This is a genomic window from Caballeronia sp. LZ008 (assembly GCF_031451435.1).
GTDB classification, from domain to species: Bacteria; Pseudomonadota; Gammaproteobacteria; order Burkholderiales; family Burkholderiaceae; genus Caballeronia; species Caballeronia zhejiangensis.
Map to the genome: position 1 here is coordinate 680,212 of NZ_JARUXK010000003.1, position 26,068 is coordinate 706,279.

Annotated in this window: 23 protein-coding genes; 6 read left to right on the plus strand and 17 right to left on the minus strand. The window is 63.1% G+C overall.

All coding sequences use genetic code 11. From position 1 onward, the window contains the following. Positions 1–17: 17 nt before the first annotated feature. Positions 18–869: a LysR substrate-binding domain-containing protein gene (locus QCE49_RS22070; protein WP_250436547.1), complete on the minus strand. Its 852-nt coding sequence runs from the start codon at positions 867–869 to the stop codon at positions 18–20. Between the two features lie 134 nt (positions 870–1,003). Here QCE49_RS22070 and QCE49_RS22075 point away from each other — a divergent pair, with 134 nt between their 5' ends. Beyond that, entirely contained in the window at positions 1,004–1,876 is an 873-nt protein-coding gene (locus QCE49_RS22075) for a DMT family transporter (protein WP_175980916.1), read from the plus strand. 63 nt (positions 1,877–1,939) lie between these two features. On the opposite strand, the gene QCE49_RS22080 is transcribed toward QCE49_RS22075, so the two are convergent. The 10 genes from QCE49_RS22080 to QCE49_RS22125 all read right to left on the minus strand — a co-directional run bounded on the left by QCE49_RS22080 (position 1,940) and on the right by QCE49_RS22125 (position 11,885). Beyond that, entirely contained in the window at positions 1,940–3,481 is a 1,542-nt protein-coding gene (locus QCE49_RS22080) for an amidase (RefSeq protein WP_250457411.1), read from the minus strand. A gap of 29 nt (positions 3,482–3,510) precedes the next feature. Next, the gene (locus QCE49_RS22085) at positions 3,511–4,275 is read right to left on the minus strand and encodes an SDR family NAD(P)-dependent oxidoreductase (RefSeq protein WP_250457410.1); all 765 of its coding nucleotides are present in this window, start codon (positions 4,273–4,275) and stop codon (positions 3,511–3,513) included. Between the two features lie 46 nt (positions 4,276–4,321). After that, positions 4,322–4,972 carry an ANTAR domain-containing response regulator gene (locus QCE49_RS22090; RefSeq protein ID WP_008348127.1) on the minus strand — a complete coding sequence of 217 codons (651 nt, stop codon included), beginning with the start codon at positions 4,970–4,972 and terminating at the stop codon, positions 4,322–4,324. A 1-nt stretch (position 4,973) separates the two neighbouring features. Beyond that, on the minus strand, positions 4,974–6,128 hold the full coding sequence (locus QCE49_RS22095) for a transporter substrate-binding domain-containing protein (RefSeq protein WP_008348129.1): 1,155 nt from the start codon (positions 6,126–6,128) through the stop codon (positions 4,974–4,976). Positions 6,129–6,209: 81 nt separating this feature from the next. After that, positions 6,210–7,196: an acetamidase/formamidase family protein gene (locus QCE49_RS22100; protein WP_008348131.1), complete on the minus strand. Its 987-nt coding sequence runs from the start codon at positions 7,194–7,196 to the stop codon at positions 6,210–6,212. Positions 7,197–7,208: 12 nt separating this feature from the next. Continuing rightward, entirely contained in the window at positions 7,209–7,916 is a 708-nt protein-coding gene (locus QCE49_RS22105; protein WP_008348132.1) for an ABC transporter ATP-binding protein, read from the minus strand. Beyond that, positions 7,913–8,623: an ABC transporter ATP-binding protein gene (locus QCE49_RS22110; RefSeq protein WP_008348134.1), complete on the minus strand. Its 711-nt coding sequence runs from the start codon at positions 8,621–8,623 to the stop codon at positions 7,913–7,915. Before QCE49_RS22110 ends, QCE49_RS22105 begins: the two co-directional genes overlap by 4 nt. Then, positions 8,620–9,702 (minus strand): ABC transporter permease subunit, encoded by a 1,083-nt coding sequence (locus QCE49_RS22115; protein ID WP_250457409.1) that lies wholly within the window; start codon positions 9,700–9,702, stop codon positions 8,620–8,622. Before QCE49_RS22115 ends, QCE49_RS22110 begins: the two co-directional genes overlap by 4 nt. An 8-nt stretch (positions 9,703–9,710) precedes the next feature. Then, on the minus strand, positions 9,711–10,580 hold the full coding sequence (locus QCE49_RS22120) for an ABC transporter permease subunit (RefSeq protein ID WP_008348139.1): 870 nt from the start codon (positions 10,578–10,580) through the stop codon (positions 9,711–9,713). A 72-nt stretch (positions 10,581–10,652) separates the two neighbouring features. Then, complete coding sequence (locus QCE49_RS22125; RefSeq protein WP_008348141.1) at positions 10,653–11,885, minus strand: urea ABC transporter substrate-binding protein; 1,233 nt, start codon at positions 11,883–11,885, stop codon at positions 10,653–10,655. A gap of 337 nt (positions 11,886–12,222) precedes the next feature. On the opposite strand from QCE49_RS22125, the gene QCE49_RS22130 reads away from it, so the two are divergent. Together QCE49_RS22130 and QCE49_RS22135 are read left to right on the plus strand one after the other, a co-directional pair. Continuing rightward, positions 12,223–13,032, plus strand: coding sequence for a class II aldolase/adducin family protein (locus QCE49_RS22130; RefSeq protein ID WP_008348142.1), 810 nt, complete (start codon positions 12,223–12,225; stop codon positions 13,030–13,032). A gap of 100 nt (positions 13,033–13,132) precedes the next feature. After that, positions 13,133–14,437 (plus strand): MFS transporter, encoded by a 1,305-nt coding sequence (locus QCE49_RS22135; protein WP_175980928.1) that lies wholly within the window; start codon positions 13,133–13,135, stop codon positions 14,435–14,437. A gap of 9 nt (positions 14,438–14,446) precedes the next feature. Here the strand turns inward: QCE49_RS22135 and QCE49_RS22140 are convergent, their stop codons facing one another. Then, the gene (locus QCE49_RS22140; protein WP_008348147.1) at positions 14,447–15,358 is read right to left on the minus strand and encodes a LysR family transcriptional regulator; all 912 of its coding nucleotides are present in this window, start codon (positions 15,356–15,358) and stop codon (positions 14,447–14,449) included. 152 nt (positions 15,359–15,510) lie between these two features. Continuing rightward, entirely contained in the window at positions 15,511–15,723 is a 213-nt protein-coding gene (locus QCE49_RS22145) for a DUF6900 domain-containing protein (RefSeq protein WP_250436561.1), read from the minus strand. Between the two features lie 320 nt (positions 15,724–16,043). On the opposite strand from QCE49_RS22145, the gene ptsP reads away from it, so the two are divergent. Both ptsP and ptsG read left to right on the plus strand, forming a co-directional pair. Beyond that, positions 16,044–18,575 carry a phosphoenolpyruvate--protein phosphotransferase gene (gene ptsP, locus QCE49_RS22150; RefSeq protein ID WP_033536207.1) on the plus strand — a complete coding sequence of 844 codons (2,532 nt, stop codon included), beginning with the start codon at positions 16,044–16,046 and terminating at the stop codon, positions 18,573–18,575. A gap of 23 nt (positions 18,576–18,598) precedes the next feature. Further along, positions 18,599–20,383: a PTS glucose transporter subunit IIBC gene (ptsG, locus tag QCE49_RS22155; RefSeq protein ID WP_250457408.1), complete on the plus strand. Its 1,785-nt coding sequence runs from the start codon at positions 18,599–18,601 to the stop codon at positions 20,381–20,383. Between the two features lies 1 nt (position 20,384). On the opposite strand, the gene QCE49_RS22160 is transcribed toward ptsG, so the two are convergent. Together QCE49_RS22160 and QCE49_RS22165 are read right to left on the minus strand one after the other, a co-directional pair. After that, complete coding sequence (locus QCE49_RS22160) at positions 20,385–21,593, minus strand: benzoate/H(+) symporter BenE family transporter (RefSeq protein ID WP_250457407.1); 1,209 nt, start codon at positions 21,591–21,593, stop codon at positions 20,385–20,387. Positions 21,594–21,668: 75 nt separating this feature from the next. Continuing rightward, positions 21,669–22,991 (minus strand): MFS transporter, encoded by a 1,323-nt coding sequence (locus QCE49_RS22165; RefSeq protein ID WP_239294831.1) that lies wholly within the window; start codon positions 22,989–22,991, stop codon positions 21,669–21,671. 288 nt (positions 22,992–23,279) lie between these two features. On the opposite strand from QCE49_RS22165, the gene QCE49_RS22170 reads away from it, so the two are divergent. Beyond that, positions 23,280–23,786, plus strand: a complete 507-nt coding sequence (locus QCE49_RS22170; RefSeq protein WP_200889168.1) for a MarR family winged helix-turn-helix transcriptional regulator — start codon at positions 23,280–23,282, stop codon at positions 23,784–23,786. Here QCE49_RS22170 and QCE49_RS22175 read toward each other — a convergent pair whose 3' ends face one another. Further along, positions 23,787–25,382, minus strand: coding sequence for an MFS transporter (locus QCE49_RS22175; protein ID WP_250457406.1), 1,596 nt, complete (start codon positions 25,380–25,382; stop codon positions 23,787–23,789). Positions 25,383–25,429: 47 nt separating this feature from the next. Then, the gene (locus QCE49_RS22180; RefSeq protein ID WP_008348163.1) at positions 25,430–26,053 is read right to left on the minus strand and encodes an N-carbamoylsarcosine amidohydrolase; all 624 of its coding nucleotides are present in this window, start codon (positions 26,051–26,053) and stop codon (positions 25,430–25,432) included. Between the last annotated feature and the right edge of the window lie 15 nt (positions 26,054–26,068).

Consider the following 26,068-nt stretch of genomic DNA (forward strand, 5'->3'; position numbering starts at 1 on the left):
TCGAATCGTGCGCGGCGCTAAAGCCGGAACTGCTGCCGCAGCGCCGTTGCGAGCAGATCGATGGCCTCGGTTGCGCGTCCGGTGTCACCGCGCATCAACACCACCTCGTGATCGGCTACATGCGCAAGACCGTCGATCACGCGCATGTCCGCGGTGACTCTTGCCCGGTCGAGCAGCGTCACCGCGAGCCCTGATTCGACGCACGCCTTGATGACTTGCGTCGATGCGCTGTCGAGCACGACTCGCCACTTGCGCCCCGCGGCTTCCAGTGCGTCTGTCATCGCCAAACGATAGGGACACGGCTCGGCGTACAGCGCCAATGGAACCGGACGTGACTCGTCGAGCGCGAACGTCGGACTGCCGACCCAGACGGGCGTCGTCAGCGTCAATACGTTCGCCGATCTGCTTCGGTGCGCGGGCTGAACGAAGATCGCCAAGTCGAGCTTGCCGCGCGCGATCTGATCCCGCAGCTTGAAGCTCGGCGCGGTCTTCACTTCGAGCACCACGTCGGGCCAGCTCGTCGCGAAGTCCGGCAGGATGTCATGAATCACATGAGCAGCGTATTCGTCGGGGATGCCGAGCACGACGCGGCCCGCCAGCCGTTTGCCCTTGATCTCGTCGATTATCCGGTCGTGAGCCGCCAGCAACTCGCCCGTGCTCGCCAGCAACCGTTTGCCCAACACGGTCAGCGTGACCGACTGATTGTCCCGCTCCAGCAATCTGCCGCCCGCAGCGGCTTCCAGACGCTGAATGTGAAGGCTGACCGCCGCCGGACTTCGGTTGACGTGCTCGGCCGCCGCCCGGAAGCGCCTCAGCCGCGCTATCGCGTGAAAGGTCCGCAGCAGTTCGATGTCTAGCACTGTGCTCATCGCGTGATCCCGGGTGGTTTAGCGTTGTTGAACGACCGGATCAGTATATTTTGATTTTCGAATCCACGGCGGCGCGCTAGTGTGGATGCATGGCGAGAACATACACAGACCAGCCCGTGCCGGGACGGAGCCCCATGCCGCTGCCTTTTCTCGAAGCGGCAATGGTGCTCGCCTGGAGTTCGGGCTTCATCGGAATGCGGTTCTCGGCGGACTATGCGCCGGTCTACCTGGTGACGTTGTGGCGGTTCATCGCGCTGTCCATCGGCTTGTTTCCGTTTGTGGCGCGGGAGATGCGGCATGCGCCCAAGTCTGTTCTGATCCGGCAATCATGCATCGGCGCATTGGCGATGGCCGGCTATCTTGCAGGCGTCGCGGGTGGCGTGCAGCTTGGCGTGCCCGCCGGTCTCGCGGCCCTCATCGCGGACTTGTTGCCTGTCGGGGTGGTGCTGATTACCACGTGTCTCTTTCGCCAGCGCAGCCCGGCTGTCGTGTGGGCCGGATTAGGGCTCGGTCTTGCCGGGACGCTGATCGTCTGTCGCGATGCCCTTTCTCTCGGCAGCGCGCCCGCATGGGCCTATGGACTGCCGGTCGCGGGGATGCTATCGCTCGCGGCGGGCACCGTCTGGCAGCAACGTTCTTCGCACTGCGGCACCCTGACTCCGCTCGGCATGCTCTGGCTGCAGAGCTTGGTGTCGTGCCCGATCTTTCTCGCGTTGCAAGCATCTCAAGGCCGCATTGCACCGATGCTGTCCGCCGGTTTCGCGGCGAGCGTCGCGTGGAGCGTCATCTTCGCGACGCTCGGCGGATGCGGTCTTTACTGGGCGTGTCTGCGGCGGACATCGTCTGCTCGCGTGACGAGCGTTCTGTTCCTCAGCCCGCCCGTCACGCTGATCTGGGCATGGGCGATGTTTCGCGAGCCGCTATCGTGGCTGATGGCTCTCGGCACGGTGATTTCCGGCGCGGGAATACTTCTTGTCGTCAATCGCAGCAGCGGCGATGGCGGCTAGCGCGGGATTCGTGCGGCCCGCCCGCAAAGGCGAGCCATTCGACGCACGCGCGTGCAACCCGCGTCAGGCGAGCACAGGCGCCTTCCGCTTGCCCGCGCCTTGCTCATACGCATAGGCCAACGCGAGCAAGGCGCCTTCGTCCCACTGGCGGCCCACGAAGATGAGGCCGAACGGCGAGCCCGACGCGTAATAACCCGCCGGCACCGCGACGCCCGGCAGACCCGCGATATTGATCTCGCCCACGGTCGTTTCCTGAATGGTGTCCTTGCCGTGTAGCGGCGGAAGCTCGCAACGCATCTGCGGGAAGACAAGGGCATCGAGTCGTTGCTCGTCGAACACCTTGTCGAAGATGCGCAGATAACGCGCCTTCAGTGCGACGAATTCGGGCATCTCCGGCGGCAGCGACGGATTCGCCAGCGCGGCCTTGAAATCCGCCAGGTTATGCATGAAGTTCAACACGCCGTCCGGACCGAATGCGTCTTCGTCCTGCGTGGCCTGCGCGAACTCCGCGAAGGTCTTCAGCGCCGCGCCCTTGCCGAGCCGTTCGAGATACTTCTCGACATCGTAGGGAATGGATTCGAGACCGCGCGCATCGAAATTGGCCAGCGGCGCCGTCGTCTTGCGCAAATCGGCGAAGCCCGAGCCTTGAAACGGATCGTCGATCAGCGTCGCGCCGAGCGATACCAGTTCGCCCTTCGCACGCTCGTATAACGCGGCGGCTTCGTCGGAAAGCGGCTGATTGCGCCACCCGGGACCGTAGAGCCCGATGCGTTTGCCTCGCAGCGCGTTGCCGTCCAGCGCGGCCGCATAGCCGCCTTCCGGTTGCCGGCCCACGCTCGCGAGCGTCTTCGGGTCTTCGCTCGTGTAGCCGGCGAGCACGTCGAGACACAGCGCGGCGTCTCTCACGTTGCGCGCGATCGGCCCGACGACATCGCGGTTGCCCGACAACGGCACCACGCCCGCATTCGGCACCAGACCGATGGTCGGTTTGATGCCCACGAGATCCTGCGCCGATGCGGGATTCTGGATCGATCCGCCGGTTTCCTCGGCGAGCCCGAGCACCGCCATGCCCGATGCCACCGCCGACGCCGTGCCCGCGCTGCTGCCGCCCGGCACGCGGTCGCGCATTGGGACATTGATCGTGGGGCCCGCCCAGCTATCGTTGGCGTGCGAGCCGGTGTGGCTCAGGATCGGCACGTTCGTCTTGCCGAGCAGAATCGCGCCCGCACGACGCATGCGCGCGACGACCGGCGCATCGCGCTCGGGCATCAGATCGACGCCGTCCGTCTTGCTGTACAGCTTCGACCATCCCGCGGTGGTCGGGAAGCCGACCATGTCCATCGGGTCCTTGATGACGACCGGCACGCCCGCGAGCGGCCCCAATGCTTCACCGGCCGCGCGCCGTTCGTCGATGCTGCGGGCATCGTCGAGCGCCGCCGGATTCAGAAAGATCAGCGCGTTATAGGTGCCGTTATGGCGCTCGATCCAGTCGAAGCAGGCCCGCGCCAGTTGCTCGGCCGTGAACTTGCCGCGCTTGAATCCGTCCTGCACGCTCTCGACCGTGAGGTTGACGAGATCGATGTCGATCGCACTGCGTGTTTCCATTCGATGCCCCCGTTGAGTTGCCCGGTTTGTCAGAGTTGAACGCCGCGCGTGAGCGCACCATCGACGACGATGTTCGCGCCGCTCACGAAGCTCGCCGCCGGACTCGCAACGAACGCCACCGCATTCGCGATCTCCTGCGGCTTGCCCATGCGGCCGGTCGGATTGAGCGCCAGCGCGCGTTCGAACAGCGCCGGATCGTTGTGCTCGATCCAGTCCCACACGCCGCCTTCGAAGTACACGTTGCCCGGCGAAACCGTGTTCGCGCGAATTCCCTTCGATGCGAGTTGATTCGCGAGCCCCTGCATGTAATGCACGAGCGCGGCCTTGAAGACGCCATAAGGTCCCGCAGCGAAGTCGATCTCGCGTCCCGATACGCTCGAAATCGCGACGATCGAAGCGGCCTTGCTCGCGGTGAGATGCGGCATGGCGGCATCGACGAGATTGACCGTGCCGAGCAGATCGGTCTCGAACTCCTTGCGCCACGATTCGATGTCGTTGCCGATAGCAAGCGCGCTCACGTTGGCCACGACGATATCGAGTCCGCCCCACTCCGCACCCACGCGCTCGACCCACGCCTTGAGCGCCGCGCCATCCGACACATCGACGGCCGCGCCCGATGCCCGAGCGCCGCTCAGTTCGGACAGCGCGCTCGCAGTCGCCGCGACGCTGGCCGCGTCGCGTGCGCAAATGGCCACGTCGGCGCCCTCGGCAGCCAGCGTCCGCGCAATCGCGAGACCGATGCCCTTGGTTCCGCCGGTGACGATCGCCTTCAAGCCCTTCAGTTGCAGGTCCATGTTCGTCGCTCCTTTGTACGTCGATGAAAATGGCGGCACGACGCGCTCACTCCCGGTCGCGCCCGTCCTCCGTTGAAAGTCCGCGCGCGATCTGCAGGACTTCGCCCGCCTGAATGACGGAGTGGCAGATATCGTCGATGGTCACGCGCTTTTCCATCGCCTGCGCGCGCAGCATGTCGTACGCTTCGCGCTCGCTCACGCGATGCATGATCATCAAAATGTTCTTGGCTTCCTGCAGATGCCGGCTGTCGAGCAGCTTCTGTTCGAGCCTCGCGATGCGTTGCGTATGCTGACGCGCGCGCCTCGCGTGATAGAGCGCCATCACCACGGTGGACAAGAGACCGGAGGCGCGAATGGGCGTCGTGACGATGCCGTCCGATCCCAGCTTGATGGCCTGATCGATGAACGTCGGGTTCTCATACGCCACCACGCAGATGACGGGCGGCGCATCCGGACCGCTCCACTCGCCCTTCGGCGCACGCTCTTCGGGCAGCAACGCGCGAAACACCAGATCGGTCTTCTCGGGCAGCGTGTCCGTGGGCGGCCAGCATCGCTCCACCTGAAAGCCCATGCGCCTCAGATGATTCGTGAGCGTCAGTCCGTCATCGTCATCGGGATGAAACACGACGACGCGCGCATTGCGCTCGAGAATCGAACCCGTCAGGCTTCGCTGGCCTCTGTCTGTTCGCGCGCTCACGTCAGTACTCTCGCGTGCTCAGCTTCGTGACCCAGTCCCCGAGCGTCTGACGCGTCATGTAGGGATCGGGGCCGACGGCGAACTTGGACTCGCGCAGGATCGTGAACTGGCCGTCGGCATTCGCGCGGCCGATGCGCGGATAGAGCGCCATGTGATGATTGACCGGATCGATACGCACGCGGCCTTGCGGCGCAGCGTATTCCGAGCCGAGCAGATGCGGCATGATCGCGCCGATCTCGTCGGAGCCCGAGCGCGCGTAGGCTTCGGCGAACATGTGCATCTGATAGTACGCGGCCTCCCAGTTCATGTCGGTCGGGGTATCGGAGCCGTAGCGCGACTGATGATGCGCCACCGCGCGATGATTCTCTTCCGTGTCGATGCTCTGAAAATACGGCGCCGCCGTGATGTGCCCCGCCGCGATGCCACGCTGCATCGCGTGGATTTCCGTCTCCGATGTGTTCAGGCTGCCGATCGGCATGCGCGACGGATCGAAGTCCGCGTGCGCGTAGGCATCGTAGAGATACGGCACGGTCGCGCCGATGACCGTGCTGAAGATCCAGTCCGGCGACTTGCGCCGGATGTCCGCGACGACCTGTTCGAACTGCTCGCGCGTGGCGTCGAGCGAAAGATAGCGTTCGCCGAGGATCGCGCCTTCCGGATGCTGAAGCAGCAGCTCCTGCATGGTGCGGTTGCATTCGTACGGATAGACATAGCTCGAACCGACGAAATACACGCGCGCGCCGAACGTCTCCGTCATGAAGTCCGCGAGTTGCACGCCGTTCTGATTGGGCGACGCGCCGCTGTAGATGATGTTGTCCGAATACTCGAAGCCCTCGTACATCTGCGCGTAAATCAGCAGACGGTTGTGCTTTTCGACGACGGGCAGCATCGCCTTGCGGCTCGTCGATGTGTATCCGCCGAAAATCGTATTGACGCCGTCCTTCACGATCAGACGCTCCGCAAGCTCGCGGAACGCAGCCGGATCGGACGCGGGATCGTAGTGGACGGCGACGAGCTCGCGCCCGCCTATGCCGCCGCGCGCATTGATCTCTTCGACGGCGAGGCGCGCACCACGCCATTGAGACTGCTCGAGCAACGCGGTCGAGCCGCTCGTCGAGCACAACAGGCCCACTCGGATGGGATCGGACAAAGCCATTTCGTGACACGCTCCCGAATGCGCGCGGAACGGCGGCCCCGCGCGTGATACCAACTGCTCTGGATTCGTCTGACTGACGCGTTATTTGAGGTAGTGCTTGGCGACCATTGCGCCAACCGTATATTTTGGATCGACAAAATTGCCCAGTCGAACCTTGCCGACCTGACTCAGCATCATGTACGCGTCCCACTTGTCGAAGCCGTACTCCGCGGCCATCCACAGCACGAGTTCACGGTACGCGATGCGCGTCGCGTCTTCCAGCGGCCGCGCGCTGCCGATGCTCATCAGCGCATCTTCGTTTTCGAGGCGCGGCCAGTCGATCTGCCACTTCTTGATGAGATCGACGCGCACGGTCGTCGTGCTCTGATATTCGACGGCCGTGCCGCAGACTTCGCCGTCGCCCTGACAGGCGTGTGCATCGCCGATGAACAGCCGTCCGCCCGGCGAGCGCACCGGCAAGTACGTGATGCTGCCCGGCCCCATGTCGGGCACGTCCATGTTGCCGCCGTGATTGTCGGGGGTGAGCGAATTGATCGAATCGATTTCGGGTGAAAGACTCAGCGTGCCGATATGCGGCTTGTACGGCAGCGTGTTGCGTTTGCTCCAGTAGACGTTTTCTTCGTCGATCTTGATCTTGCGCACCACTTCGGGCAGCGGCTCGTTCAGGAGCGCGGTGTAGTCCGTGCCCGTCAATCCGCCGAAGTTCGGGATCATGCAGCAGAAGCCGTGCGGATCGTCGCCGCGCGGCGCCATCTTTTCGATGTAGACGGCGACCACATCGCCCTTCTCCGCGCCCTCGATCATGATCGGCCCGTTCTGCGGATTGAGGAACGGCACCTGCAGCACTTGCGACGGCTTGTCCGTCTCCTCCCTGATCTTGCCTTCGAACGCGTCGCGCGTTTCCACGACGACGCGATCGCCGGGCTTCACATGCAAGACCGGCTGCGAGTACGGGCCGATCGTGTAGTGATACGTCTTCTGCATTTCCTCGGTCAGATGGTGCTCCACCGGCTCGCGATCGGCGCCGACGCCACGCTTCATCATGATCGAGTCTTCAAGCCATTTCATGTTTCGTCTCCGTCACAGTGCCAGATACTGGCGAATCAGTTGTTCGTCCGCGAGCTGCGCGGGGCTCAGCGTCTCGACGATGCGGCCCTTGTCCATCACGCAGCAGCGCGTCGCGATGCGTTCGACCATCCCCATGTCCTGCTCGACCAGCACCACGCCGATGCCCGTTTCACGCGCGATCTGCTGAAGCGTCTCGCCGATCAGATCGACGATCGATGGCTGGATGCCTTCGGACGGCTCATCGAGCAATACCACTTTCGGCGAACTGATGAGCGCCCGCGCGATCGCGAGCTGCTGCTGTTCGCCGCCGCTCATGGTTCCGGCCTTCTGCTGGTAGCGCTTCTTCAGAATCGGAAAATAGCCGACCACCTTGTCCTTCATCTGCGCCGCCTGCGCGCGATTCGCCTGCGCGCCGACCTGCAGGTTTTCCGCGACCGTCAACGCGCCGAAAATCTCGCGGCCTTGCGGCACGTAGCCCATGCCCTTCTGCGCGCGAACATACGGCTTTTCGTGGCCGATGGATTCGCCATCGAGTTCGATGCTCCCCGCATCGAGATCGATCAGCCCGATCAACGCGCGCATCAGCGTCGTCTTGCCGACGCCGTTGCGCCCGATGAGCGCCAGCACTTCGCCCGCCCCGACGCTCAACGACACGCCGTTGAGCACGCGTCCGCCGCCGTATCCCGCTTCCACGCCCGACACTTGAAGCAACGCGCTCATTTCTTCTTCCCCAGATAGACTTCCGCGACATCGTCGCGTGCGAGGATCTCGTCGAGCGGGCCATCGGCGAGCAGGCTTCCTCCGTGCAACACGGTCACGCGCGACGCGATCTGCTTGACGAAGGTCATGTCGTGCTCGACCACCATCATCGTGAGACCCGCAGCCGACAGACGCTTGATGAGCTCGCCGGTGGCATGGGTTTCCTCGACGGACATGCCGGCGACGGGTTCATCGAGAAAGAGCAGCTTCGGACGCAGCGATACGGCCATCGCGATTTCGAGCCATTGCTTCTTGCCGTGCGACAGATTGCGCGCGAGCACATGTTCCTCGTTTTCCAGCATGAAGCGCTGCAAGAGTTCATCGAGGCTTTCGGGGCGATCGTCCTTCGCGCGATGCAGCGACAGTTGCAAGTGCTGACGCACGCTCAGGTCCGGGAACACGCCGGGAATCTGGAACTTGATGCTCATGCCCATGCGAATGCGTTCGTGCGGCAGCACATGACTCATGTCCTGGCCGAGAAACATCACGCTGCCTTCCGACGGCCGGTGCTCCCCCGTGATGAGCTTGAAGAACGTGCTCTTGCCCGCGCCGTTCGGCCCGATCACGCAGCGAATCTCGCCTGCATCGATGCGGAAGTCGATGCCGTTGATGACGTGCGCGCCGCCGAAGTGCTTCTTGAGTCCGCGCGTTTCCAGCAGCGTGGTCATGACTTGCCCTCCTCCCGTTTGAGACATGCGCCGCCGCGAGGCGCATCCTGACCCGCGCGGCCCTGCATACGCCGCAGATGCCGCGCGACGAACGGCAGCAGACCTTCCGGCGCCGCGAGCACGACGATCAACAGGATCGCGCCGAGCAGGATCAGCGCGTACTGGCTGCCGTACACCGCGAGATTCTGCGAAAGCCACACGAGGAGCGCCGTGCCGAGAATGGTCCCGCCGATGCTCTTTCTGCCCGACGTCGCCACCCAGATCACAGGCATGGCGGCGGACGTGAGGCCCATCGTCGAGGGCGTGATGTAGGAGCCCCAGATCGTGTACAGGGCGCCCGACAATCCGCCGAGCGCGCAGCCGAGCACGAACACGAGCAACTGATGCCGGCGGATATCGACGCCCAGCATCTCGGCGCGCTGCGGATTCTCGCGAATGGCGATGAGCGTGAGGCCGAACGTGCCGTCGAGCAGCTTGCGCATCGCGGCATAGACGACGATCAGCAGAATCAGCACGAGGTAGTAGAAGCTCGCGTTCTCCAGCGTGAGCGGTCCGCCCGGCCAGGGAACCGTGAGCGGCGGCATGCCGCCCATGCCGTTGTAGCCGTTCAGGCGCGCTTCGCCGATCGCCCATTGCGGACCGGCCGTCTGCGACATGAACGTTTCGAGCACGAGCGTCACCGACAACGTGACGATGCCGATGAACACGCCCTTGATGCGGCCATAGAAGATCATGTAGCCGATCAGCGCCGCCGCGACGATGCTCACCACCAGTCCCGCGCCGAGACCGAGCCACGAATCGAACCAGGCATCGCCGTAATTCAGCGTGAAGATGCCGTAGCTGTAGCCCGCCAATCCGAAGAAGGCGGTCTGCCCGAAGGACAGGATGCCGCCATAGCCCCACATTGCGGCGAGGCCGACCGCGCCGAACGCCCACAACAGGCAGTACGCGAGATTGCCGCTCGTGGTGGCATCCACGACGAGCGGCAGCGTGAGCGCCACGAGCCAGGGCACGTAGTGCGCCGCGCGAGTCGTGGCGCTCGCGGGAGATTGCCGCGAAGGCTCTTTCGTTTGCTTCACATTGCCTCCTAGCGCGCGCGGGAAAAGAGGTTGCCGAGACCTTGCGGCATCAGCCGGATCACGACGATGACCGTCACCAGCAAGCCGATCTGCCCGAACAACTGACCATACGAGGCCGTGAGCGCGGTCTGGATGACGGCGAGCACGGCCGCGGCGGGCGTCGTCCCCGCGATCACGTTCGCGCCGCCGACGACCACCGACACGAACGCCTGCACGATGAAGTTGCTGCCCATCGTCGGCACGGCGGTCATGGTCGGCGCATAGAGCGCGCCGGTCAGGCCCGCCAGTCCCGCGCCGAGCGCGAACGTCAGCGTATAGAGACGGTCCGTGCGCAGGCCGAGACATTGCGCGATGCTGGCGTTCTGGATCGTCGCGCGGGCGCAGACGCCGTAGTTCGTCTTGAAGAACAGCAGATAGAGCGCGAACAGGATGGCCAGCGCGATGCCGGGCAGCACGGCGCGGTACGTCGAAAACGAATAGTCGCCGAGCGAGAACGATCCGAACGGCGTGCCGATGCCTTCTATCGAAGGTCCGGCGACGAGCAGCATGGTCTGCTGCACGATGAGGCTGATTGCCCACGTCGCCACGACGGAATCGAACAAGCGGTCGTACAAGTGGCGAATCACGAGCCGCTCGATCACCACGCCCGCGAACGCCGCCGCGAGCGCCCCGAGCAGCATGGCGAGAGGAAGCGGCAAGCCGCGCTTGGCCGCGATGATCGTCACGTAGGCGCCGCACATGATGAACTCGCCATGCGCGAGATTGATGACGCCCATCATGCCGAAGATGACCGCGAGACCGAGCGCCGCGAGCACCAGATAGGCGAAGCTGTCGCCGAACTGATAGACGAGCGAATAGAGAACCGAAAAGGTGGCCATGCATGCTCCACGTTCAAGAGACCTGCGCGCGCCCGTCGTGTGCGGCGCGCGCGCCGGCCCGGATCAGGACGATCAGGACTTCTTGGGCAGGTTCGACGGCGTGTACTGGCGATGATCCGGCTTGTTGGGCAGATCGCAGCCCACCTTGCCGAGCCAGTACGGCTGGACGTCGTCCCAGACCTTCGGAATATCGACCGAGTGATCGTCCTTCACATGCACGAGGTAAATGGTGTGGCTCGCGTGATGGCTCTTCGGGTCCATGCACACCTTGCCCTGCGCGCCTTCCGTGCAGATGCCGCTTTCGAGCGCCTTGCGCACCGCGTCCTGATTCGTCGTCTTGGCTTTTTCGACGGCGGCCTTGTAGAGATAGATGGCGTCGTACGCGTTCGCTGCTTCCTGATTGATGTACGGCTCGTTCGGGAACTTCGCGTGGAAGCGCTTCTTGAAGTCGTTGCTGGCGGGCGTATCGACTTCTTCGACGTAGTTCGCCGTCACGTACATGTCCTTCAGCGCAGGCGGTTTGAAGCGCTTGTGCTCATACGCCTGACCGACGTTGACCGAACTCGCCATCGGCAGATTCAGATGTGCCGACGCCTGCTGCTCGTAGTACGACGCCTGATTGGCGCCGACCAGCAACGTCACCACGAAGTCGGGCTTCGCCTTCTGGATGTTCTGGATCGTCTGTCCGAACTGCGATACCGACAGCGGAATGAATTCCTCGCCGGCCATCGTGCCGCCGTTCTCCTTGACGATGTTGCGGACCCACTCGGCGGAAATCTGCCCGAAGTTGTAGTCGGCGGCGATGGTGTACACCTTCTTGCCGTACTTCTGCATCATCCACGGGATCAGCGTCGAGAATTGCTGTTCGGGCACGGCGCCCGTGACGAACGTGTTGGTATCGCACACGCCGCCTTCGTACTGATTGTCGTACCAGTAAAGCTGTTTCGCGCGGTCCATGATCGGCCGAATCGCTTCGCGAGATGCGCTCGAGAATGCGCCGAAGATCACATCGGGCTTGTCGGTCTGAACGAGACGCCGTGCCAGTTCCTGGAACTTGGTGTTGTCGGATTGCGTGTCGTAGGCGATCAGCGAGACCGGACGTCCGAGGATGCCGCCCTTCGCGTTGATCTCATCGACTGCGAGTTGCGTGGCGTGAATTTTCGGAATGGTCGCCAGTGCGAAGTTTCCCGAGGCATCTTCCAGCAGGCCGATCTTCACGGGATCGGCGGCACTCGATGCGAGCGAAGTCAGTGCAAGTCCTGCGGTAAGGGCGAGACGCATCCAGCCCGACGGCTTCAGCAACATGCGGATTCTCCAGAAATGAGCGCTAGAACAGGGGGAAAAACGCGGACAAAAAAAAGCCCCCTGACGAACCGCGGGTTCGTCAGGGGGCTTCTGTGCCGGATCCTCGGGCGGACATCTTTGTCAGGCCGCGAGGTATGGAGCCCAGTCTAATGCGTCAAATTTTTCCTTGTCAACGGTGGACAAAAATCGCCGGATGGCCGAAATCGCACGCGCGGCACAGGCGCCGGTGAAGCGGCGGGCCGGACGATATGCATAAATCCTATTCCGGATAGCCCCTGAATCCGCCGAAAGTCCGCTTCTATACTGGCATTCCATACCTTCACGAGGAGACGAAACGATGTTGATGGACGCCAAGGACTCGGTCTACAGTCCGACACAGGACGACCTGATTTTTCCGCAAGAACCGACGTTTTCGAGTTCCGCCGAGGAACGCCGCTATCGCAAGGAGCATCTCGCGGCCGCGTGCCGGATCTTCGCGCGTCATGGCTTCAGCTTCGGCTTCGGAGGCCATCTGACGGTGCGCGATCCCGAGCATCCGGAGCTTTTCTGGACCAATCCGATGTGCGTGCCGTGGTCGCGCACGAAGACATCGCAACTGGTGCTCGTCGATCATTCGGGCACGGTGATCGAAGGCAAGTACGCCGTGAATCGCGCGGGCTATGTGCTGCATTCGGCGATTCACGCGGAGAACCCCGACATCATCGGCTCGTGTCACGCGCATACCGTCAACGGCGACGCCTGGGCCGCGATGGGCAAGCCGCTCGACTACGTGACGCAGGACGCGTGCATGTTCTACGGCAGCCATACGGTGGTGCGCGATGGCGCGGGCAAGGTGCCGGTCGCGAATGAATCGGGCAATCCGATCGCGCGCGCCTTCAACGATCACAAGGCCATCATCCACCAGAATCACGGGCTGCTGACCGCGAGCCGTCACAGTATCGACGATGCCGTGTGGACGTTCATCGCGCTCGATCATTGCTGCAGGATGCAACTGCTGATGGACGCGGCCGAGTCGCGCCCGATCGAGATCGATCCGGAGTTCGCGGAGTATTCGCATCGCCATCTGGGCAATTCGTTCATCAGTTGGCTGCATTTCCAGACCATGCTCTACGAAATCAACGAGCAGGAGCCGGATTACCTCGACTGACCCATCGGTGTGCGAGGTACGGCGGCGGCATGCGCCATGTCGCAACTTGCCCGCGCATGCCGCCCGAGAGCGGTCAAGAAAATCTATATTGGAGACACGCATGGACGCGCTATATGGCGAAGAAGCCGTCAGACAGACGGACATGAGCCGCACTTACTACCGAGCCTACTGGCGGCTGTTGCCGCTATTGCTGATCTGTTATCTCGTTGCCTATCTCGACCGCGTCAACGTTGGCTTTGCGAAACTGCAGATGCTCGACGCACTGCGTTTCGACGACGCGATCTACGGCCTCGGCTCGGGCATCTTCTTCGCGGGCTACTTCTTCTTCGAGGTGCCGAGCAACCTCATCATGCGCCGTGTCGGCGCGCGTAAGTGGATCGCCCGCATCATGCTGACGTGGGGCGTCATCTCGGCGGCGATGATCTTCGTGCAGACGCCGATGCAGTTCTACATCGCGCGCTTTCTGCTCGGCGCCGCCGAAGCCGGTTTCGCGCCCGCGATCATGTATCTGCTCACGCTGTGGTTTCCGGCCCGCTATCGCGGCCGCGCGATGTCCATCTACGTGATGGGCGCGCCGCTCGCGTTCGTCGTCGGGGGTCCGATCTCCGGCTACATCCTGCATGCGTTCTCCGGCAACGCGCATATGGCTGCGTGGCAATGGCTTTTTCTGATCGAAGCGATTCCGGCCGTCGTGCTCGCGTTCGTCGTGCTTGCCTTTCTCGATGACGATCCCGCGCGCTCGCGATGGATCAGCGAGGACGAGCGCTCGAACGTGCTGGCCGAAATTCGCGCGGAGAACGCCGGCAAGATCGATCATCCGAGCGTGCGCGCGTTTCTCGCCAACCGGAAGCTGTGGTGGTTCTGCGCTATCTTCTTCTGCCTCATCATGGGCCTCTACGCGCTCGGCTTCTGGATGCCCTCGCTCATCAAGCGCAGCGGCGTGACCGATCCGTTGTCCATCGGCCTGTATTCGGCGGTGCCGAACGTCGTGGCGGCGATCGCGCTGTTCGTGTCGAATCGCAGCGCCGACCGCACCGGCGGACGCCGCGCGCATTTCGCCCTCTTCATGCTGATCGGCGCGGTGGGACTGGCCACGAGCATGTGGCTTTCGGCAGGCCCGATCATGACGACGCTCTGTCTGTCGATCGCGGCGGCGGGCGTCTATTCGTGCGTCGCGCTCTTCTGGGCGCTGCCGACGAGCCTCTTCGTCGGCGCATCGGTCGCGGCGGCGCTCGCGTTCATCAATTCGGTCGGGAATATCGCGGGCTTCGTATCGCCTTATCTCGTCGGCATGCTCAATGTGATGGTCGGTCACGCGGAAATCGGCATGTACGTGATCTCCGCGTTTCTCGTGCTCGGCGCGGCGATGACCATGCGTCTGCCGAAGACGCTCGACGACAAGTGAAACGCCGGCTCAGGCGGCCCACGGCGGCCGCTTGAGCCTTTCCGTCACGTAGTCGATGAACGCCCGCACACGCGGATGCAGCGACGAGTCGCGCGGATACAGCGCATAGATCGCGGTTTCGTCCTTCGGCTGGAAGTCGGTCAAGAGCGGCACGAGCATGTTGCTGCGAATCGACGGAAGCACCATATGCTCGGCCATGCGCGTGATGCCGACGCCAGCGAGGCACATGTACACCGAGCTCACGCCGCTGCTCGTCTGAAAGTTGCCGTCGATGAGCATGGACGTGCGCTCGCCATCGACCATGAAGGGCCAATGGTTGAGATGATCCATCGGCGGCTCCCACATCAGGCAATTGTGGTTGACGAGATCCGCCGGCACCGAAGGCACGCCGTGCCGCGCGATATACGAAGGCGACGCGGTCACGACGCGCTGCAGATGACACAGCTTGCGGCTGACGAGATTCGAGTCCTGCAGGCTTCCCATGCGGATCGCGACATCGAATCCTTCGCCGATCACATCCGCGAGCGTATCCGACAGCGACAGGCGCACCCGCAGGCCGGGATAGCGCTCCAGAAAGCCCGGAATGAGCGGCACGATCTGATCCATGCCGAACGAAGTCGCCACCGTCACGCGGATACTGCCGGTCATGTGCTGACCCGCGCGCGCGAGTTGGGCTTCGCCGGTGTCGATGTCGTCGAGAATGCGCTTGCACAGCGCGAGATATTCGTTGCCTTCCTGCGTGACCTGCAGACTGCGCGTCGAGCGCCTGAGCAGCGCGACGCCGAGGCGCTTTTCGAGCGCCGAGACCGCGCGGCTGACATACGGCTGCTGAAGGTTGAGCATGAGCGCCGCAGCGGTGAATCCGCCGGTTTCCGCGACGGCCTTGAAAATCCTCATTTCGACGAGGCGTTCGTCCTTCATGTACTCGGTGCGGCCTAAGCGATGATCAACCAGCGATCTTAGCCAGCGGCTGCTTACTTCTATATCGGGAGTTGCACGGGTATGGATTCCCGGCCGATTCGAGCGGCTCGAGCACGGGCTCGCGACCTCAGAAACCGTCTCGCCAACCGTCTTCAGACGGTGCTCGCCGCGCGCTTCACGCCGTTTCCGACCAAAAGACCCAAGTCGTAAGCGCGTTCGAGCGCGCGCCCGATTTCGTCGACGCGACACATGCGGATGTCCGCGCTCGGCTTGCCGATCGGATCGAACGATTGAATGCCTAGCTCGTCGCGCGCGATTGTCAACAGCGGCTCCCAATAAGCTTCAGTCTTGTTGCGGTAGGTCATGGTTTGCGCTCCTTTCTCTTGCATTTGTTACTTAACAAGCTTAGTAGCGCGAGCCCCCGTTACCTGCGACGGATCGCCGCGATTCGAATGTCGTCTCTAGAAATCGTCATTGCGCCGCGAAACAATAGCGCGCTTTTTGCCGCCACTGCTCTTGAAAGCAGAACGCGGCGTTTCAGAATCCGAATCGATGTGGGCATTCCGGCACGTACTGCGTGCTTTTGCGAACGCACATCCATTCGGTCAGCGAATCATGGAGCCGTTGCCTATGATTGATCTCAGGCCGGTTCCAGCTCATCGTCAAAGGACAAGGAGTCGTTCACATGAAAGCTCCTCAACGTTTGGCACGAATCGAGTTGATAGCGCCGTTGTCAGGCGTGATGGTCCAACTCGACACCGTGCCCGATCCAGTTTTCGCGCAGAAGATGGTCGGCGACGGCGTATCGATCGATCCCACTTCGGACGAATTGCTCGCCCCGCTCTCGGGGACAGTCACGCAGCTGCATCGAGCGGCGCACGCGGCGACGATCACCGGCGAAAGCGGTCTCCAGGTGCTGATCCACATCGGCCTCGACACCGTGATGCTGCGCGGGGAAGGCTTCACGCCGCTCGTCAAGGAAGGCGACACCGTCACGACCGGCCAGCCGCTGATCCGCTTCGATCCGGTCGTCGTCGGCGCGCGGGCCGTGAGCCTGCTCACGCAGATGGTCATCGCCAACGGTGAGCTCGTGACCCGCTACGTGCCCGCCACGGGCCTCGTCACGGCGGGCAAGGACGTCGCGTTGACGGTCGAATTCGTCGGCGCCGCCGCGGACGACGCGAGCGGCGGCCCAGCAGGCGCCATCCGGTCAGACGAAATCACGCTGCCGAATCCGCAAGGCCTGCACGCGCGGCCCGCTGCGGTATTCGCCGCCGAAGCCAAGAAATACAAATCCGACATTCGCGTCCTGCGCGGCGATGACAGCGCGAACGCGAAATCCGTCGTCGCGCTGATGGCGCTCGCGACGAGCTTCGGCGACAAATTGCGCGTCGAGGCCGCCGGCCCCGATGCCGGTGAAGCCGCCGCCGCGCTCGCGCGCCTGCTCGCGTCGGGCTCGGGCGAAAAGCCCGGCGACGCGCCCGCGCCCGCCGTTGCCGCGGCCGAACCGGTCGCACCGGCGCGCGCCCCGTCCACGAACGCCAACGAATTCACGGGCGTATCCGCGTCGCCGGGACTCGCGGTCGGCAAGATCGTGCAGTTCCGCCGCGAAGTCATCGACGTGGCCGAGGCGGGCGAATCGCCGCAACGCGAACGCGCACGGCTCGACGCCGCGCATCACGAAGCGCGTCAGCAAATCGAGGCGCTGAAGGCGAATCTGACCGATCCGTCCAAGGCGCAGATCCTCGACGCGCACCTCGAACTGCTCGACGATCCCGATCTCACGGACGCGGCCATCGCCGGCATCAGCGACGGCAAGAGCGCGGGTTTTGCGTGGCGCGCCGCGTTCGAGACGCAGGCGAGCAATCTGGAGAGGGTCGACAACGCGCTTCTGCGCGAGCGTGCGGGCGATATCCGCGATGTCGGCCGCCGCGTGCTGGCGCTGCTCGCGGGCGTAAAGCAGGCGCATATCGACGTGGCGGACGAATCGATCCTCATCGCCGAGGAGCTTTCGCCCTCGGACACGGCCTCGCTCGATCGCAGCAAGGTGCTCGGTTTCTGCACGACGACCGGCGGCGCGACGAGTCACGTCGCGATTCTGGCGCGCTCGCTCGGCATTCCGGCGATCTGCGGCATCGACGAAGATGCGCTGCAATTGCCCGATGGCACGCTCGTCGTGCTCGACGGTTCGCACGGCAGCCTGCGGCGCAATCCCAGTGCGGACGATCTGGCCAAGGCGCGCGAGCGCATCGACCGTCAGACGAAAAAGCGCGAGGAAGAGAAAGTCGCCGCGAGCAAGCAGGCCGTCACGGCGGACGGGCATCGCGTCGAAGTCGTTGCAAATATCCGGAATGCGCAGGAAGCGCGCGATGCGGTCGCGGCGGGCGCGGAAGGCGTCGGACTGCTGCGTTCCGAATTTTTGTTCGATAACCGCGACACCGCGCCGTCGGAAGACGAACAGGCCGCCGAATATTGCGCCGTGGCCGAAGCGCTCGGCCGCGAGCGTCCGCTCGTCGTGCGAACGCTCGACGTCGGCGGCGACAAACCGCTGTCGTACCTGCCGCTGCCGAAAGAGGACAACCCGTTCCTCGGGCTGCGCGGCGTGCGCGTGAGCCTCGATCGTCCCGATATGTTCCGCACGCAATTGCGCGCGATTTTGCGGGCCGCGCCGATCGGCAATCTGCACATCATGTTCCCGATGGTCGCGTCCATCGAGGAAGTGCGCGCGGCCAAGCGGCTTCTTCAGGAAGAAGCCGGCGATCGCATCGACAGCGTCAAGGTCGGCGTGATGATCGAAGTGCCGTCCGCCGCGCTCATCGCCGAGCCGCTCGCGCGCGAAGTCGATTTCTTTTCCATCGGCACCAACGATCTGACGCAGTACACGGTCGCGATGGATCGCGGACATCCGAAGCTCGCGAAACAGGCGGACGCGCTGCATCCGGCGGTGCTGCGTCTGATCGGCATGACCGTCGATGGCGCGCACAAGCATGGCAAGTGGGTCGGCGTGTGCGGCGGCATCGCGTCCGATGCGATGGCGGTGCCGGTGCTCGTCGGCCTCGGCATCGACGAGCTGTCGGTCAGCGTGCCTGCCGTCGGCTCGATCAAGGCGCAACTCGCGCGCCTCACGATGGGCGAAGCCCGCCAGCTCGCGGCAAAGGTAATCACGTTGGGCACGGCCGCCGAAGTGCGCGCCCTGCTCGCCCCGTACGCGGAATAAGCGGAACAAGCGGAGACAAAAAAATGTTCAAAAACGCATTCGGCGTGGTGCAGAAGGTCGGCAAGTCGCTGATGCTGCCGGTCGCGGTGCTGCCCGTCGCCGGCCTCTTGCTCGGTCTCGGCGCGACCGATTTTCATGGCTACGTGCCCGCCATCATCCTCGAACTGATGAAGAACGCCGGCGACGTGATCTTCGGCAATCTGCCGTTGATCTTCGCGATCGGCGTGGCGCTCGGCTTCACGGAAAACGATGGCGTATCGGGAATCGCGGCGACCATCGGCTATCTCGTGATGACGGCGACGCTCGGCGTCATCGCGAAGCTCGAAGGCGTCGAGCCGACGATGATCATGGGCATTCCGTCGATTCAGACCGGCGTGTTCGGCGGCATTCTCGCGGGCGGTCTCGCGGCGTGGATGTTCAACCGCTATTACCGCATCACGCTGCCAGCCTATCTCGGTTTCTTCGCCGGCAAGCGCTTCGTGCCGATCGTCACGGCCATCGGTGCGATCGTGCTCGGCGCGGTGCTGTCGGTCGTGTGGCCGCCGATCGGCGGTGTCATCAAGGCGTTCTCGCAATGGGCGGCGGTCTCCGATCCCCGCACCGCGGCCACCGTGTACGGTTTTGTCGAACGTCTGCTGATTCCGTTCGGTTTGCATCACATCTGGAACGTTCCGTTTTTTTTCGAGGCGGGCAGCTTCCTCGATCCGACGACAGGCAAGATCGTTCATGGCGACATCAACCGTTTCTTCGCCGGCGATCCGACCGCGGGCATTCTGTCGGGCGCCTTCCTGTTCAAGATGTTCGGCCTGCCCGCCGCAGCGATCGCGATCTGGCATTGCGCCAAACCCGAAAAGAAGGTTGCGGTCGGCGGCATGATGGTGTCGGCAGCGCTGACTTCCTTCCTCACCGGCATCACGGAGCCGATCGAGTTCGCGTTCCTGTTCGTCGCGCCCGTGCTGTACTTCATTCACGCGTGTCTCGCGGCGTCGGCGCAATTCGTCGCCAATACGCTGAACATGCACATGGGCTTCACGTTCTCGCAAGGCGCGATCGACTTTTTGATGTTCAACCTGATCGGCAACAAGGCGACGCACGCGTGGTACGTGTTCATCCTCGGGCCGATCTATGCGGCGATCTATTACGTCGTGTTCCGTTTCGTGATTACGCGCTTCAATCTCAAGACGCCGGGACGTGAGGACGATACGGTGGCCACTGCCGCGGTAAGTTCCAGTGGCGTCGGCGGACGCTCGCGCGATCTCGTGCTCGCGTTCGGCGGCCGCTCGAACATCAAGAGCCTCGATGCGTGCATCACGCGCCTGCGCATCACGGTGAACGATCCGTCGCTCGTCGATGATGCAAGGTTGAAGGCGCTCGGCGCTGCGGGCGTCGTGCGCGTCGGCAACGGCGTGCAGGCGATTTTCGGGCCGCTGTCGGAGAACATGAAGACCGACATGCAGGACTATCTGAAGACCGCGGGAAGCGACGCCGATCTGCCAGTGGCGGGCGCAGCATCCACCGCCACAGCTTCCGACGCGATGAGCGCCCCGGGTGCGGCGCCCGCGCAGGATGCAGCGCAGCAGAAGGCGCGCGCGGAAAAGATTCGCGCGGCGCTGGGCGGTGCGGCCAATATCCTCAAGCTCGAACCGCTCGCGGCCACGCGCTTGCGCGTCGCGCTCGGCGATGCGTCGCGGCTCGACGGCGCCGCGCTGAAAGCAGCGGGCGTGCCGGCGACGCAACCGCTTGCCAACGGCGAAGTCGATCTGATCGTTGGACTCGAAGCGGAGAACCTTGCGGGCGCGATGCGTTGATTCACGCGGGCACGTCGCCCGAGCGCGGCTTTTCCACGGCGTAGTAAGCGAGGCACCCCGCCACGACGCCCCAGAAAGCCGCGCCGATACCAAGCAAGGTCACGTCGCTGAGCGTAACGACGAACACGATCATCGCGCTCAGCGGCAACGCCGAACGAAACGCGCTGACGAAAGACTTTTCGAGCACGCCCATCATCGCGAGCCCGGCGAGAATCGCGATATACGCGCCGGGCAGATTCGCCAGCAGAAACACATATGCCGTGGCGAACACGCCGATCGCCACGCATATGACGCCCGCGATCAACGCGCCGATGTAATGCCGGCCATGCGTGCCGCCCGACACGAGAATCGCATTGCTCGGCCCCGCAAGCACCGAAGGACAGCCGCCGAACGGCGCGGTGATCGCGCTCAGCACGCCGCTATAGATCGTCACGAGCCGCAACGACGTGCGATATCCCGATGCCCGCGTCACCGCGATTCCCTGCGCGTTCTGCACGAAAATCACGGTGACGAGCATCGGCAACAAGAGTTGCGAGATCGCGTGAATATCGAAGCGCGGCGCGACCAGCCCAGGCGTCGCCGTCCATGCACCGCCGCTGTGACTCGGCAAACGGAAGCCCGTTGCGAAGAGAATCGCCGCGCCTGCCAGCATCGCGCCGATGAGCGGCGGCATGGGCGCTGCGTTGCGTCGCTCGAGCCACATCAGCCCGAAGAACGCGATCGACATGCTGGCGCCTATGAGCGGCGCGGCTATCGTCGAATGCACGACGGCCAGCACGTACTTGATGAAGAGTCCGGCGATCATCGCCATGACGATCGCCATGGGCACCCATCGGTCGAGCAGCGCGACGAGGTTCGTCACGCCGAGCACGAGCAGCACCGCGGCGCACACGAGATACGTGCCCACGGCTGCGCCGAATCCGTATTGCGCGATCACCGGCGCGGCGAGAATCGCGCCGGGAATCGTCCACAGAAAGAGCAAAGGCTGACGCGTCTTCCAGCTGATGACGATGCTCGCCAGCCCGTTCATGCCGATCGACGCGAACAGCCACGACGATGTCTGCGCGAAGCTCAAGCCGCCCTCGCGCGACGCGGCGATGATGATCGCGACCGGTCCCGTCGCGGAAAAGGTCATGCTCGCGAACGCAAGCGAAAAGTACAAAAGCCATGACCGGCCGATGCCGCTATCGGAAGCGCCGCCAACAGACATGTGTCTCGCTCGAACGGAAGCGTTTTCTCGCGTCGGCATCGACGCAGAAAAACGCTGCGGATTGAAGGGCCGGCCTCAATGCGCCGTCGATTCGGCATGTACGGGCGCACGCCATGCGAGACCGATGATCACGCCGAGCACGCAAAGCGCGCCAATGTACCAGGCGGGGGCCATCGTGATGCCCTGCCGCCCTACCAGAAACGAGGCGATTGCGGGCGCGGTGCCGCCGAAGATCGCATACGCCGTGTTGTACGAGAGCGCGAAACCGGTGAAGCGCACTTCCGGCGGAAAGCTCTTCACGATGATGTAAGGCCCGAGCGTGATCGTCCCGATCAGGAAGCCGCCGAGGATATACAGCGCCCACACGGACTGACTGCCCGCGTTCAGGTTCATGTAGAACGCGCCGGTGACGAGCAGCATCGCGACACTGCCGATCGCATACGCGCGCCCGCCGCCGATCTTGTCGGCTGCCCATCCAGCGAAGGTGCTGCCGACGATCAGCCCGAAGATCGACCACGAGTTGTTCGTGAAGACATCCTTCGGCGCGAAGTGGAACTGCGATTGCAGGAACGTCGGCGTGTAGAGGAAGTACAGCACGAAGATGCCGGAGAACACCCACGTCGCCAGCAGCGAGACGATTACCGCGCCGCGATGCTCTTTCAGCACGACCGCGAGCGGCAGACGCGCATCCGCTTCACGCTTCGCACGCAGCGCTTCGAACACCGGCGTTTCCTGCAGATAGCGGCGCAAATAAACGGAGATCAGACCGAACGCGCCGCCCGCGATGAACGGCAGACGCCAGCCCCAGCTCTTCAGATCCGCCGGCTCCATGTTGCCGATGAGGAACTTCGCCGACAGCGCGCCGAGCAGAATGCCGGTGCAAAGACCCGACATCAGAAGACCGCATGCGAGACCGATACGATCGCGCCTCACATGCTCGGAGCAGAAGATCCACGCACCCGGCACTTCCCCGCCGACCGAAAGACCCTGCAAAACGCGGCACAAGAGAAAGAGCAACGGCGCGACGATGCCGAGCGTCGCATAGCTCGGCAACAAGCCGATGAGCAACGTCGGCGCGGCCATGAGAAAAAGGCTCAGCGCGAACATCTTCTTGCGGCCGATGCGATCGCCAAAGTGCGCGAAGAAGATGCCGCCGATCGGACGCACGAGATAACCCGCTGCGAAGATGCAGAACACTTCGAGCTGCGCGAGCCATTCGGGCGTCTGCGGCGGAAAGAACACGGTGGCGAGCAGCTTCGTGAAGAACACCGCGACGATGAAGTCGTAGTACTCCAGCGCGCCGCCTAGCGACGCCAGCATCAGCGTCTTGATATCGTTGCGTGACATCGACCGCCCATGAATGGCGACGTCGTCCGTCTGTACCGGGGTAGAACTCATCTTTGGCTCCAAACTCTGAGTGAGGTGACGTTCAACGCATTCGCCATTTAATCAGCATGCTGATTATTCATGCGCGCCTTCTTCACCTGCGCATGACCGTGCGACGCATCGTTCTATTGACTTCGCGTATTGACTTCAATCATTGACATCCGGCGCTCCAGCCATCAGCATTTCGTCAGTACGCTGACGGACAGATTTGTATCCGGAAAAAATTGGGAGCGCAACTGTGATTGCACCTACAATCTTTAGATTCCTGCGTGGCAAAACTTCTTCGATAAAGGGTTAAGGATGAGTACCGTTGCCGATAAAAAAGCTGCTGTTTCCGATGGCGGCATCGAGACCGGACACTTGTGGCAGCGGCCGGGGTTTCTGATCCGGCGGCTCAATCAGATCCATATCGCGCTCTTCTTCGAGTGCTGCAAGGACTTCGCCATCACGCCCGTGCAGTACGGCTTGCTGACCACATTGAGCGAGCGGCCCGGTCTCGACCAGACATCGCTGTGTGCGGAAGTGGGCGTCGATCGCACGACGATGGCCGACGTGCTGCGCCGTCTGGAGGAACGCGGACTCGTCAAGCGCGAGCCGAGTCCGCACGACGGGCGCCTCAAGATCGCGAACATCACGGCGAAAGGACGCCGCACGATGAAGGACATGTACGGCAGCATGCGTGAAGCTCAAGTCAGATTCCTTGGCCCGCTGAGCCCCGAAGATCGCGCTCATTTCGTGCGAATGATGATGCAGCTCGTCGAAGGCAATAATCAGTACGGCCGCACTTCCCTCAAGCATTTCGACTGACTATCGCGTGATATCGCGGCGGTACGTTTCGGGCACGAATAGCGCGCCGACCGCGAACGACACTACCGCGATCACGATCGGATACCAGAGCCCGAAGTAGACGTTGCCGCGCGCCACAGCCATCGCCGACACCACGAACGGCAGCATTCCCCCGAACCAGCCCGAACCCAGATGGAACGGCAACGATAGCGACGTATATCGAATGCGCGCCGGAAACAGCTCGACCATGAATGCGGCCATCGGGCCGTAGACCATCGCGAGATAAAGCAGCAGAAGCCACATCAGAAATACGACCATTGGCGCGTTGATTTTCGATGCATCCGCATGCGCCGACCAGCCCGAGGCGATCAACGCGTTTTCCAGTTCGCGTTTGTCGCTTCCATGAACGACGATCGAGCCGATTTGCGTCGATGCCGCTTCTCCCGCTTGCAACGGAGCGCGGTCATACGAAACACCCGATGCGCTGAGAAACGAGCGTATGCGATCGCATTCCGTCACTGGCGCGGAGAACAGCGTAAAGCGGCAATCGTCCGCGTGGACCGTGACAGGTGCGCTCTTCTGAAACGCTTCCAACCGAGGATTCGCGTAGTGCGTGAGCGCATGAAAGATCGGTTGCGTCGTCGCGGCGAGCAACAGGCACGCGAGCATCATGATCCACTTTCGTCCAATGCGATCCGATAGCCAGCCGAACACGAGGTAGAACGGAAATACCGCGATCAATGCAATCGCGAGGAACAGGTTCACCGTATTGGGCGCGACTTTCAGCGTGTTCTGCAGAAAGTACATGGAGTAGAAATGTCCAGTGCCGAAGACGACACCCACGCCCGATGCCGTGCTGAACAGCATGATCAACACGTATTTGAGGTTCGCCCATTCGCCGAAGCTCTCGCCTATCGGCGAAGTCGATAACCTGTTCGCGCGCTTCATCTCACGAAAGGTCGGCGATTCGGCGAGCTTCGTGCGCAGATACACCGAGATCGCGAGCAACACGATCGACACGAGGAACGGCACGCGCCAGCCCCAACTCTGGAATGCGGCTTCGTCCATCGATGCACGGCTGATGCTGACCGCCGCGATCGATGCGAGCAGGCCCAGCGTCGCTGTCGTTTGCAGCGAGCTCGTATAAAAGCCGCGCCGATCCACAGGCGAATGTTCCGCGAGATAGGTCGCCGCGCCGCCCGTTTCGCCGCCGAGCGCGAAGCCTTGCAAGAGCCGCAACGCAACGAGCAAGCCAGGCGCCGGCATGCCGATCTTGTCGAACGACGGCAGCAAGCCCACGCCGATGGTCGCGACGCCCATCAACACGATGGTCGCCATGAACGTGTACTTTCGCCCGATGCGATCGCCGAGCCTGCCAAAGAAGAGCGCGCCGAGCGGACGTACGAGGAAGCCCGCACCGAACGTCGCGAGACTCGCGAGAAAGGCCACCGTATCGTTGCCGCTCGGAAAGAACAACGTGCTGAACGTGCCCGCTAGCGCAGCGTAGATATAGAAGTCATACCATTCGAGCAACGCACCGAACGAAGACGCGACGATCAGCGTGAATTCATGACGCGTGACTGCGCGGTGCGACCGCTCCGAAAGAGACGTGGCCATGTCGATCCCATGCGCCCTGGCATCAGGCGAGCCGTGCTACGAGATGATCAAAGATCTTTGAGCAATTCGAGCGCTTCATCACGCTTCATCACGGCAGCGTATTTCTGCGCCATGTCGAAGAGATTCGCCTCGTGCGGCGCAATCGCGCGATCACCGACGCAATCCGACAACACGAATGGACGAAATCCGTATTGCATCGCATCGACGACGGACGACCGCACGCAACCGCTCGTCACTGCACCCGCGACGACGAGCGTTCGCACGCCATGCTGCGTGAGCCATGCCGCGAGCGACGTCCCGAAGAACGCCGATGGCGCTGTTTTGCGCACGACGAGTTCGCCTGCGCGCGGCGTGAGCTGCGGCACGATCGCGCTGTCGTGCGAATCTTCCTTCAGCGCGAGCAGGCCCGGCACTTTCATCGTGAAGACGTTGTGATCGGAGTCATCGTCGGCGAAGACGATACGGCTATGCGCAACCGGCCAGCCCTTCTCGCGCGCATGCGCAAGCAAGGGCACGGTGTTCTCGATGGCTTGCGGAATATTGCCGCCGCCGAACACTTCGGGATTCGCGAAGCCGTTCACCAGATCGACGATCAAAAGGCCGACCGGCGCTTTCGGTTCGAGCGTCGAGCCGAAGCTCTGACGCTTGTAGGTTTCGATATCGTGGGACATGTGCGTGGTTTTCCT